Annotated in this window: 12 protein-coding genes; 3 read left to right on the forward strand and 9 right to left on the reverse strand. The window is 41.4% G+C overall.

Features of this window, described 5'->3' with window-relative positions; translation table 11 throughout:
• Nucleotides 1–84: 84 nt before the first annotated feature.
• The gene (locus ECA1_RS14765; RefSeq protein WP_060792893.1) at nt 85–924 is read left to right on the forward strand and encodes an AraC family transcriptional regulator; all 840 of its coding nucleotides are present in this window, start codon (nt 85–87) and stop codon (nt 922–924) included.
• A gap of 255 nt (nt 925–1179) precedes the next feature.
• Here ECA1_RS14765 and ECA1_RS14770 read toward each other — a convergent pair whose 3' ends face one another.
• The 4 genes from ECA1_RS14770 to ECA1_RS14785 all read right to left on the reverse strand — a co-directional run bounded on the left by ECA1_RS14770 (nt 1180) and on the right by ECA1_RS14785 (nt 4867).
• Nucleotides 1180–1638 (reverse strand): GNAT family N-acetyltransferase, encoded by a 459-nt coding sequence (locus tag ECA1_RS14770; RefSeq protein WP_005225310.1) that lies wholly within the window; start codon nt 1636–1638, stop codon nt 1180–1182.
• 72 nt (nt 1639–1710) lie between these two features.
• Nucleotides 1711–2010 (reverse strand): MazG-like family protein, encoded by a 300-nt coding sequence (locus ECA1_RS14775; RefSeq protein WP_060792894.1) that lies wholly within the window; start codon nt 2008–2010, stop codon nt 1711–1713.
• Between the two features lie 152 nt (nt 2011–2162).
• Nucleotides 2163–3476 (reverse strand): PTS sugar transporter subunit IIC, encoded by a 1314-nt coding sequence (locus ECA1_RS14780; protein ID WP_060792895.1) that lies wholly within the window; start codon nt 3474–3476, stop codon nt 2163–2165.
• 11 nt (nt 3477–3487) lie between these two features.
• Nucleotides 3488–4867, reverse strand: coding sequence for a glycoside hydrolase family 1 protein (locus tag ECA1_RS14785; RefSeq protein WP_060792896.1), 1380 nt, complete (start codon nt 4865–4867; stop codon nt 3488–3490).
• Between the two features lie 199 nt (nt 4868–5066).
• Here ECA1_RS14785 and ECA1_RS14790 point away from each other — a divergent pair, with 199 nt between their 5' ends.
• Nucleotides 5067–5765 (forward strand): GntR family transcriptional regulator, encoded by a 699-nt coding sequence (locus ECA1_RS14790; RefSeq protein ID WP_071859296.1) that lies wholly within the window; start codon nt 5067–5069, stop codon nt 5763–5765.
• A gap of 64 nt (nt 5766–5829) precedes the next feature.
• Here the strand turns inward: ECA1_RS14790 and ECA1_RS14795 are convergent, their stop codons facing one another.
• The 5 genes from ECA1_RS14795 to groES all read right to left on the reverse strand — a co-directional run bounded on the left by ECA1_RS14795 (nt 5830) and on the right by groES (nt 11234).
• The gene (locus ECA1_RS14795; RefSeq protein ID WP_060792898.1) at nt 5830–7137 is read right to left on the reverse strand and encodes a glycosyltransferase family 2 protein; all 1308 of its coding nucleotides are present in this window, start codon (nt 7135–7137) and stop codon (nt 5830–5832) included.
• On the reverse strand, nt 7137–7643 hold the full coding sequence (locus tag ECA1_RS14800) for a hypothetical protein (protein ID WP_060792899.1): 507 nt from the start codon (nt 7641–7643) through the stop codon (nt 7137–7139). Before ECA1_RS14800 ends, ECA1_RS14795 begins: the two co-directional genes overlap by 1 nt.
• Nucleotides 7644–7739: 96 nt before the next feature.
• Nucleotides 7740–8486, reverse strand: a complete 747-nt coding sequence (locus ECA1_RS14805; protein ID WP_060792900.1) for a YcjF family protein — start codon at nt 8484–8486, stop codon at nt 7740–7742.
• 802 nt (nt 8487–9288) lie between these two features.
• On the reverse strand, nt 9289–10917 hold the full coding sequence (groL, locus tag ECA1_RS14810) for a chaperonin GroEL (protein ID WP_005237384.1): 1629 nt from the start codon (nt 10915–10917) through the stop codon (nt 9289–9291).
• Nucleotides 10918–10949: 32 nt separating this feature from the next.
• Nucleotides 10950–11234, reverse strand: a complete 285-nt coding sequence (groES, locus tag ECA1_RS14815; protein WP_005225291.1) for a co-chaperone GroES — start codon at nt 11232–11234, stop codon at nt 10950–10952.
• A 217-nt stretch (nt 11235–11451) separates the two neighbouring features.
• Between groES and ECA1_RS14820 the strand changes: the two genes are divergently transcribed.
• A complete protein-coding gene (locus ECA1_RS14820; RefSeq protein WP_060792901.1) occupies nt 11452–12096 on the forward strand; it encodes a CPBP family intramembrane glutamic endopeptidase in 645 nt (214 codons plus the stop codon).
• Nucleotides 12097–12123: the final 27 nt, after the last annotated feature.

Consider the following 12123-nt stretch of genomic DNA (forward strand, 5'->3'; position numbering starts at 1 on the left):
GTTAGTATTATACCGAATCAGATAGTGAACTTTTGTCAATATCCTGATTGTTTTTAACACTATTCTGTAAAAAGGTGGTGCGGTATGTACTTTGAACGCACAGAAGAAAACGAAGAAACGACCAAACATACAACTACAAATCGCTCCTTCGCAATTTATCAACGTTGCTTGCAACAAAGGCGTGGCGACCAATTGCCTCTGCATTGGCACGACGAGCTGCAAATTGTATGGGTCGAAGAAGGTAGCTTCGTGTATACGATAGACGACGAGCAAATTTTGCTAAGCAAGAATGAGGCGATCATTATTAATAGCCGTGTACTCCATGGTGCTGTTTTAGCTTCACAAAACGTCCGATATTGCTGCTTTGATTTTTCTTCAGGCTTTATTGCTGACCCTGTTTTTAAAGAAGCGATCGAACAATTAGTCCACGATCGCACCCGCAGCTATCGGCGCTTAACCTTAACCGCCCAACACCAAGCATTTGTTCAAACCGTGCGTCTGCCTCTGCTTATTGAACAACGATTTACTCTCTATGAATTGTTTTTAGCTGCCCTTTCACAGCTAATGGCTGCAAGACCTGCTTCACCAAAGAAAGAAACTATCTACTTAATGCTGGCATTTGTCCATGAGCATTATCAAGAACCATTAACGGTTCCTGCGATCGCTAAAGCTGCTGCCATCAATACACGTACTTGTACCGCCCTTTTTCGGCAATACACGACATTGACCCCAATCAACTATCTGATTGATTATCGATTGTCTCAAGCCAAAAACCTATTGATCGAAACGGATGAGCCGATCTCAACCATCTGCTACCACGTTGGCTTCAATCACTTGAGCTACTTTAGCAAAAGATTTCAGCGTAAATTTGGTTTAACGCCGCTACAGTATCGCAAGACCTATCGCGAAGATGATAGAAATTAGATGATCGGTACCAACAGAGCCTCTCATCTAGATAAATTTTGCTATATTCTATAAGCGGTTCAGTACTTTTTTCACTTTTACGCTCATTAGTCCATAAGAATCTCTTTGAAATCCTTTTCTAAAAACCACACACCCAATATTTAGTAGGCGAAAACATGTTCCTACAACATATTGTGGATAAATCTGTTGAAACTGTGCATAACTAAAAAGCCTGCGATTTTTTCGCAGACTTTTTTATTTATTGACAAGCTATTATTATTCTAGAGATAAATAATAGCTCACATTATCTGGTAGCGGTTTAAAGCCATTCTTTTTGTAAAAATCCGCTGCTGGCATACTTTCTTCGGTATCTAACAGGATCGTTGGAATCTCTTTCTTGAGCAGATCCTCTTTGATCCTTTCTAAAAAAGTGGAACCAAGGCCTTTTCCTTGATGCGTGCCAGTAATTAAAAAGGTATCGATCACATACTCTTTTCCTTGATACCAGGGCTTGATAAAGCCTAATGAAAGACCAATCAATTCATTCGATGCTCGGTCTGTTAGTCGATAACCAATAAAAGTATTCATTGCCATCATTGAAGATACATAGTCGGTGATTTGCGGCACTGTCAATTGGTCATTCCATGGTTCTGCTGAAAATACGGCAATATAGTGGTCCACGACTTCTGCTAAATCCGCCGTGGTTAATTCACGCATGCTTACATTCTTTTCCATCCTATCTCCTGCTTCCATCTCTATTTCGGTAAGGGCCTATACTCGAGGAATCCACTAGTTTTTGTGCGTGTATCAATTATCGATTCGTTTGGCATAGCCATTGCCATAACTCGTATAACGACGCTTTTGGTTGACGTCCATTTTTTTATGAATCTCTGCTTCAAGATCGATGAAAAGGATTTCCGCTAACCCAAGAAGATAAATCGCCACATCCGCCAATTCTTCTCCTACCTCTTGTTGCTTCCGATACGCGTCAAAGGCTTCCCCTACTTCACCATATAAAGCCAAAAACTCTTTTTCAATATTTGTGACATTGAATTGGTGATCGATTTTGTTTTGATAAATCGCTTTTTGCATTTCTGAAAGTTTCATAGTCGCTCCTTTTGGGATAGTATACCATTTAATTAAAGTTCAAAATAGAAACTTAGTAAAAAAATCACCTCAAAAAATAGTGACCCCCAAAACGTTAGAATTTTGTTCTAACTTTTGTAGGTCACTCTAGTATAGGATTCATCCTGTTTTGTTTATTCTGCCCGCTCCAATTCAGCAGATTTGATTGCAACCCGTTGAGCGATTTTTAGAAATGGAAAATAGATTGCTACACAGACGACGATGATGATCACTTGAACCAAAACAACTTTAAAATCCCCTTTTGATGCCAACAATGCACTAAGAATTGGTGGTGTCGTCCAAGGAACCATCACAGAAAGCGGCTCAATGAATCCTACTGCGGTAGCAAAGTAGCCAATCAACGTCGCAACAATTGGACTTGCAACGAAGGGAATGATCATGGGTAAATTGAAGACGATCGGTAAACCAAAGATGATTGGCTCGTTGATATTAAAAATACCCGGAGCTAGGGATAGATTGACGACATCCCGAAAAGGTTGGTAATTGCGGACGAATAAGAGCACTGCAATGATCAAGCTGATCGTAAATCCAGTCCCGCCTAGTTGTGCGAAAACCGTCACGAATGCTGAATTTAAGATATTGGGTGGCGTAGCGCCTTCTTGCACGGCTTGCATGTTTTCATTCATATTGACTAACAGCAATGGATCTAACAAGGTGCCATTGATGACGGTTTGGTGAATGCCTAAAGTAAACAGAAAATTGCCCGTTGAATAGATGATCAAGAACCCAAAAATCGATGTGTTCAATAAACGCAGTGGTTCTTGGATCACTGTTGAAATGATTTGAATCAGGTCGGTATCAAAGGCTGCTAGCACGGTCGCAACTACGGCAAAGAAGGAAATCACCAAAATAGCAGGGATCAACGTGCTGAAGGATTTGCTGACGGCAGGAGGAACTTGATCCCCTAAATTGATTTTTAGGTGCTTGTTTTCTGACAGTCGAATAAATAATTCCGTGGCAACTAACCCACAAATGATTCCAGAAAACATCCCTTTGGTCCCGACATCGTCAAATAGCATCACACCACTGATGGTCACTTCTGCTTGAGCGCCTTCTGGCATCACGGCATGAGCCATCGCCAACATGACCACTAAGCAAGTCGTTGCCACAAAGGTTGCATTGATGGCGCTCGGATTGTTTTTATTGCGGCAAAGAAAATAAGCGATCATCGGGGCGATCAGCAGACCGGCGATATTCAATGTTCCATTGGTGATGGAATTGCCAAACACTTGCATTCGCGCCAAGGCAGCCCCTTCTAAAAACCATGGAAAGAAGACATTATTAAACAACACAGCGATCCCTGCGATAATAAAGGCAGGCATTAAGGTCGCAAACGCATCACGAAGACTTTTGAGATGAACCTGATTGCCGAGACGGACCGAAAACTCTGTAAATTTATCTAAAAACGTGCGCTTATCTGCTGCCATTTTTGTTCCTCCTATTCTGTATATGGGTTTGTATAGATCGTACTACCATTGGTTTTGATCACTTCTTTGAACCATTCATACGATTTTTTCGGTACACGTTTCATATCTCGCAACTCATGGTTGCCACGATTGACATACACGAGTCCGTATCGTTTCTCCATATCACCTTGCGAGCTCAAAATGTCGATCAGCCCCCAACCAAGATACCCAAGACAGACCACTCCATCTTCCACCATCGCTTCAAACATCGCTCGAATATGCTCTTGATGATAGGCAATACGGTAATCATCTTGAATCGGTTCTTTGCCATCCCAATGCTCTCTGACACCAATCCCGTTTTCAATCGGAAACACTGGCAACCGGTACCGCTGATAGACTTTATTTAAGACATCACGGAAGCCGAGCGGATCAATTTGCCAATTCCATTCCGTCGTTTTAATATACGGATTGTCTTGTTTTCCAAAAGTCATGTACCGATTCGGCGGCGTTCCTTCAGGAATTTTTTCAGCATTCAAGGTAGAAGAAGCATAATAGCTAAAGGCAATGTAATCATTTTTCTGCGCTGCGATCGCTTCTAATTCCCCAGGTAAAATATTCATATTGAGTTGATGATTTTTCACGTATCGGTCTTGTGCTGCCGAATACTTGCCGTGCGCATAGCAATCTAATAAAGTAAAGTTCGCAAATTCATCAAACTCTCTTGCTGCTTTGATGTCTTGTGGACGACAAGTCGCTGGATACGCCTCAGAATACGCCAGCATGCCGCCGATCTTCGCATTTGTTGTTTCATGAAGATAATTACAGATTTCTGCATGGCAAACCATGACATTGTGGAAAATCTGATACAATTCTTCTGTCGTTTCTTCCCCTTCTAAATAACCGCTGATCTTAAAACCATGGTCTTGGTGGAAAAGATTTTGTTCGTTAAAGGTTAACCAATAATGGACTTTATCCGCAAAACGATCTACCATTTCTTTTCCAAAACGAATGAATGCGTCCTTCACTTCTTTGCTGATGAACCCGTTATAGGTTTTCGCCAGATGCAGAGGCATATCAAAATGGTACAAACAAATCATAGGCTCGATCCCTCGAGCTAACAAATCATCAATAAAACGATCGTAATAGGCGATCCCTTCTTCATTAAAGGCACCATCTCCATCGTGAACGACCCTTGACCAAGAAATTTGGAAACGATACATGTTCATCCCCAAATCTTGCATATAATCAAAGTCTTCTGTATACGCATGATAGTTATCATTTGCTACATGCCAATCGCTAGCCTGTTCCGAAGCTTCCCGTATATCATAAACGGATAAGCTTTTACCGCCTTCATTCCAACCGCCTTCTGTCTGCATACTGCTGACACTGTTCCCCCAATAAAATTTTGTCATATTGATTCCTCCATCGTTTGTATTCGCTTACAAAACCTATTATAATTAGGTGAAATAGGCATGTAAATTTTTCAAAAACTCATGTAAAGCTTTTTCTATACATGTGAATTTCAGCGGATTCTTTAGTGATAGACCTTGTTTTTATCCCCTTCAAACAAAACTCAAGTCCATGAATTTCTTTACATAAGGAGTGATGACTATGACAAAATACAAAGAGATCGTTGATCAGTTGCGGACGAATATTTATGAAGGTGTTTTTCCAGCTTTATCAAAACTACCGGAACAAACGGCGTTAGCCAGACGATTTCAATCCTCGCGAATGACGATCCAAAAAGCGCTAAATCAACTGAAGCAAGAAGGCCTGATTTCCACCAAAAGAGGTCATGGCACCTATGTCAATTCAGCTACCTACCAAGGACAGATCAATGAGTATATCGGTTTAGTCAACCGATATGGCGGACGGCATAAAGTGCAAAGTAAAATCATTAGTTTCAATGTACGTTTTCCAGAAGCCAACGAAATGGATTACTTGTCTTTGCGAGAAAACGAACCTGTTTATGATATCGTACGACTGCGCTATGTTGATAACGAACCCTTTGAATTGGAGTACACGATCATGCCCATCAAAACCATTCCCGATATTGATATGGCGATCCTTGAACACTCGATCTATCGATATATCACTGATTCCTTACATCTCAAAATAGGTCCCGCCATACGTAAAATCCGTGCCGACAAAGCGGATTCCTATGATATCAAATATTTAGAAGTCGATCCCAATGATCCGATCTTAGAATTAGAACAAGTTGCTCGTCTCTCCGACGGACGACCCTTCGAATTTTCGCAAACTCGTTATCCTTACCAAAATCGTGAGATTTACTATCTTTCTGAACCTTAATGGCAAAAAAACAAGTCTGAAGAAAACTCAGACTTGTTTTTATTGTCCAGGGAAGGTGAATTCGTTAAGATTCTTCGGTTTTTTTCGCCGTTCGCTCAGGGCTGACCCAAACGCCGCTGCCGTAGCCAAGGATGGTCTTGACGGCTGGAATAAAGGTAGTGACGATCGTTATGGCATTGATCATCCAGTAAAACAGCTTGTAAAAAGGTGCAAAACGGAAATACTTCAGCTTGCTGCGGTTATCATCCGCCAAGAGGCTGGTAAATAGCTGCATCACCCCCGCAATCATCTCGAAACAAACGAAGAGAAAGGCCATCGTAAACATATGATAGATCCGTTCGTAATTCCCAGTTGCACCATAATAGATCAGATAGAAGACAAACAAGGCAGATGAAAGCCAGAAAAAGAATGACCAGATGATACTTAATTTTTGATCGACAAACATAGCGGTTCGACCAATGTTTTCAAAAGGATGCAAAAAGACCTTTTTAAAGTTGGTCAGCCATACTTCTGTACCGCCCTTCGCCCAGCGTTTCCGTTGTCGGTAGAGCATCTTGAGTGTTTCTGGCACCTCCACTCGTGAAGCAAATAAAGACAGCCAACCTCGGAATTGGTGGTCCCAGGCAATACTGATGTCTTCTGTTGCTCGATTTTGTCGAAACAGACCCACGTCCATCAATGCCGCGCGGCGATACATCGTATTGGCACCGCTATAGGCATAGATGACGCCGAAAACGGCTTGCTGGGTCCGTTTGATAATTCCTACGATACTTGAAAACTCAACAGTTTGTGATTTTCCTACGATCGTTGTGCGGTTTTGAACATCCATATTCGCCGTAATGGCAGAGATATTGATGGAGTCTTGGCGGATGAAGTAATTGACATATTTCCATAACGCGTCAGGTTCAGGAACCGTATCTGCATCGTTGCTCAAGATCAATTCCCCTTTGGCAAACCCTACCCCAATATTAAAGGCATGGGCTTTTCCTTGATTTTTTTCGATGCGCAACACTCTTAGATTTGGGTACTGTTCCATCAATCGGTCTAGTATCACAGGAGTTTGATCCGTTGAGCCATCATCAGTCACCAACACCTCATAATTGCTGTAGTTCAGATTGTTCATTAAATAATGAATCGTGTCTTCAATAACGATTTCTTCATTGTGAGCTGGTACCATAATCATGATCATCGGCTTGATCTCTTCGGGGATCGGTATCCACTCTAATTGTCGATAACGGAACAAAAAACGATTGCAGATCACCCCAATGAACCAAGCAAAGCCACCTAAAATTGGATACGTGAAGAGAATCATCAAAACGACTGTTAAAAATGTGTCCAACCACGGGAACCCAGTATCAAAATTGACAACCATCAGCCCACCCCATTTCTACGGAAAAGTTCTTGGATCTCTCTTTCTCCGATGTTTTGCTCCGGTGCAACCGCGTAGTATTTTGCCCCGTGGCGTTCTTCTTTCGTCCCGAAGCGTTCTTCGTAAAATGCTTCTAGCAACTCTTTGCGTTTTTCCAAGGCAGCTTCATCATGCATCGATTGCTTTTGCAGCAATCGTTTGAAGCGGCGGTTGTTCCTCAAAGTTAATAAAGTAAACGTAAGAACTAAAATCAAAAAAGAAATGCCTAAAAATAACGCTAGAAATTCGAAAGTGACTGCTTCTTCTAAATAGGTCCGAAAGGCGATCCGATCCGCCAGATTCGGCAGCGTCAACGGAATGGCCAGCCAGACAAAGGGAACCAAGACCATCAGCCAAGCAAGAATCGTCAAAATCGTTTGGCGGGTCTTTAAAGCGGAACGACCTTTTTGAAAATACGCATCGGTGACCAACCGTTCTTTGACTTCTTCCCGTGTCACTCGTTGTTTCATTTTACTCACTCCTTAAATTTTTTTTAATTTGCTGTGAAGAAAAAGAAGCAACAAAAGCAAGTCGTCTGGACCTGCTTCGTTCTTCTTCTGTTTGTCTCACTTAGATTTCTTGCCAACTTTCAACGCATTGAACAGCGTGTGAAATTGGCCTTTAAAGGACATCACTTGCTCAAACACATCTTCCCCATCATTCAGCATCTTGACCGTCACCCAGCCTAATGCTTCGGTAATACCGCTAGCCACACTGGCATTGATTGCAGCTCCAGCAACGGTGCCGACTGCTGGGACAAATTTCAAGATATTGCCAACGGCACTGCGACCAAAACTCACAACGACTAGCTCTTTCGAAATACTTTTCGCTAACCCTTCACGCCATGTTCGCCCAAAAATACGATACAAACGGGCCATCATTGTCATCTGAACTGGCACAAGTAACACTGCATCTGAAAAGGGAATCGGTGAACAGCCGATGATCGCCGCCGTCAAAGAAGCCGCATGGATCGTGCGGTGGGCTTTTTTCCGCGTTTCATCACCTACGCCAACTAAAAACTCCTCAAATACCTGATCAAATTGATCCTTGCTTTTCGCTAACACTTTTTCCGCCTGGGCTTTTGATCCGTCATAGCCTTTCATCACCAGGGCAGCCGATTTTTTCGGCATTCGCTTCATGACATCCGCAAAAAAAGAAGTAAACTCCGCTTCTTCTTGCAACTCTTCTCTCGTTTGACTTTGCTCGACTTGAACGGACTGTTCCGTTAATAATTCATTTTCGTTTTGTTTCTTTTTGCGTTTTATCCATGGTTTTTTCAAAGAAATGTCTCCTTCTTTCGACTCGTTGTTCATTTAAAAATCAAAGTGAGCCATGATTTTGTTCCTCATTCTATTTTAGCTCAGGTTTTTCAAGATAGCGAAAATGTAGCTTGAGAGAGCTTACACTTGCTAAAAAATGCAAATTTGCATCTTTAGATTATTTATTTATATTATCGTTTTTTTATGCTATGATACACAAAAGGAGTGGATCGAATGAAAAAGAAATTGAATTGGAAAGTCCTTTTTTATCTAGGCTTATTGACTCACTTTCTTTTAAGCGGGATCTTCGCATTCTTTGGAGTCGAAATACCGTTTCTTTATAAACGTTGATCTTCACGTTTTCTCAGAACCATATCATTCAACCCTTTGCTCTATGTTGAGAGAATCCATCATTCTATCGTCCATTCAATCTAATCAGAAAAGGTGATTTTCTTGTCCATTTTATTTGATCTATTGCAGCTGCTTGCCGTTATCTGTATCGCGTATTTATTGTTCACAAAAAACCATTTCCTCAAACAATTAACTGCTGTTCAGAAAATGGTCTTTGTTGTTTTATGTATTTCGGTGATACTGCCGGCTCTCTACGAATTTATTACTGGTTTTGCGCAGGGATTTTGGGAACGGTTGTAACTGACGTTCCTTACAAAACACACTGCCTTTACAAGACAAATAGATAGCTTATATCTACCACTCCTTTCTCCTTTTATTCAAGCAATGAACCAATTCTTTGGTGCATAGAATACTAAGAAGAAAGGTTTTTTGTCTTTTTCTGTGTTGAAGTATTTTTTGATCGCAAAAAAAAGAACCCCTCAAAAGAGGAGTTCTCAAGGCTTGCTTACATCATGCCGCCCATACCCATTGATGGGTCCATTGCAGGAGCTGCTGGCGCTGCTGGTTCTGGTTTGTCGGCAACGACTGCTTCAGTCGTTAACAATAATGCGGCAACAGAAGCTGCGTTTTGTAATGCAGAACGCGTCACTTTTGTTGGGTCAACGATCCCAGCTTCTAGCATGTTTACCCATTCGCCAGTTGCTGCATTGAAACCAACGCCTAAGTCAGCGTTTTTCAATTTGTCGATGATCACTGAACCTTCGTAGCCTGCATTTTCAGCAATTTGACGAACTGGTTCTTCTAAGGCACGTAAAACGATTTTGACACCTGTTGCTGCATCGCCATCTGTTTCGATTTCTGCAACTTTGTTGATGACATTCACTAAGGCAGTTCCCCCACCTGAGACCATGCCTTCTTCAACAGCGGCACGTGTTGCATTCAATGCATCTTCAATACGTAATTTCAATTCTTTCAATTCAGTTTCAGTTGGTGCCCCAACTTTGATCACTGCAACCCCACCAGCAAGTTTTGCTAAGCGTTCTTGTAGTTTTTCACGGTCAAAGTCAGAAGTTGTATCAGCGATTTGGTTTTTGATCAATTGAACGCGTGCGTCAATTGCTTCTTTTTCACCAGCACCTTCAACGATTGTTGTGTTGTCTTTATCCACAACCACTTTGCTTGCTTGACCTAAGTTATCGATGGTTGCATCTTTCAACTCAAGGCCTAAGTCTTCAGTGATCACTGTGCCACCAGTTAAGATCGCAATGTCTTCTAGCATTGCTTTACGACGGTCACCAAATCCTGGTGCTTTCACTGCAACAACATTGAATGTTCCACGGATTTTGTTCAATACAAGTGTTGGTAATGCTTCGCCATCAACGTCATCAGCGATGATCAATAATGGTTTTGATTGTTGTAAGATTTGTTCTAACAATGGCAAGATATCTTGGATGTTAGAGATTTTTTTGTCAGTGATCAAGATGTATGGATTTTCTAACGCTGCTTCCATTTTATCGTTGTCAGTTACCATGTATTGTGATAAGTAACCACGATCAAATTGCATTCCTTCCACAACATCTAATTCTGTTTCGATCCCTTTTGATTCTTCAATAGTGATAACACCGTCATTGCCGACTTTTTCCATTGCATCAGCGATGTATTGACCAACTTTTTCACTACCAGAAGAAACAGCACCAACTTGTGCGATTGCTTCTTTTGAATCAACGATTGATGAAATGTTGTGTAGCTCTTCTACAGCCACTTTTGTTGCCATTTCGATCCCACGACGAATACCTAATGGGTTCGCACCAGCGGTGACATTTTTCAATCCTTCACGAACGATTGCTTGTGTCAATAACGTAGCAGTCGTTGTTCCGTCACCAGCGATATCGTTTGTTTTTGAAGCGACTTCAGAAACAAGTTTTGCGCCCATGTTTTCAAAATGATCTTCTAATTCGATTTCTTTAGCGATCGTTACACCGTCATTTGTGATCAATGGTGAACCGTAAGATTTTTCTAAAACCACGTTACGACCTTTAGGGCCTAAGGTTACTTTTACTGTATCTGCTAATTTATCTACCCCACGAAGCATTGCTGCGCGTGCGTCTTCTGCAAATTTGATTTCTTTTGCCATGATTTCATCACCTCAAGTATTTTTTATTTTTCTTATTCTACTACTGCAATGATATCTTTTGCAGCAACGATCAAATATTCTGTTCCTTCATATTTCACTTCTGTGCCAGCGTATTTTTCGAACATTACTTGTTCGCCAACGTTGACAGCAACAGGAGCTTTTTCACCGTTTTCGAGCGTGCGTCCTTCGCCGACTGCAATAACGGTACCCGTTTGTGGTTTTTCTTTTGCTGCTGATGCAAGCACGATTCCGCCTACAGTTTTTTCTTCTTCTTTTGCGACTTCGATAATCACACGATCACCTAATGGTCTTAACACGATAAATCCCTCCAATGAATGTTATAGAATTTAGCATTAGCACTCTCTTGTATCGAGTGCTAACTTACAGTTTCAATATTACTCATTTTCCCAAATTTTTGCAAGCCTTTTGCTAAATTTTTTTTGCATTTCTAATTGATTGATAAATATAGTAGGATTTTTTGTTTCTAGAAGCAACCTAGTCTATAATGAAGCAAAGGAGTGTGAGGAAACAACTATGTCTTTATCAAAATATTCTTTGTCCACGATTCTTACTTACGGCATCGTCTTTTTTCTACCGATCGCCTTCGTCCCTAGCGGACATCAAGTAGCAGCAACGACGATCGGTTACTTAGCTGGTGCAGCGATCATGTTTTTCTTGTATTTCAAACAAACAGAACCGCTATCGTTTGAACACAAAAAAACCAAAGTCTCAGCGATTCTTATTTACGGGCTAACCGGCATTGTCGCAGCGATTTTGTTGCAAAATCTAGCCATCTTTATCGAATCCTTTTTCGGAGAAGTCAGCGCTTCGCAAAATACCGAAAACATCATTGCCATCGTGGTGCAAAACCCACTCTTTGCTCTCGCAGCAATGATCGGTGGGCCAATTATGGAGGAATTTGTCTTCCGCAGAGCCTTAGTTGGCATCATTGGGAAATACAGCAATGTTTGGGTTGGTGTAGTGGTCAGCGCCGTAGCCTTTGCCTTTGCCCACAATGACAATCATCTCTTAGTCTATATTTTCTTAGGACTGTTCTTTTCTGGGCTTTATGCTTTGACCGGCAGTATTTGGACTTCCATGATCACCCATGTGGGAATGAACACTTTAGTTATTATTATTCAGTTATTGCTTCATTACGGCTATATCCAAATGCCCTAAAGAAAAAACGCTACGCAGAAATTTTGG

This window comes from Enterococcus casseliflavus NBRC 100478 (assembly GCF_001544095.1).
Classification (GTDB): domain Bacteria; phylum Bacillota; class Bacilli; order Lactobacillales; family Enterococcaceae; genus Enterococcus_D; species Enterococcus_D casseliflavus.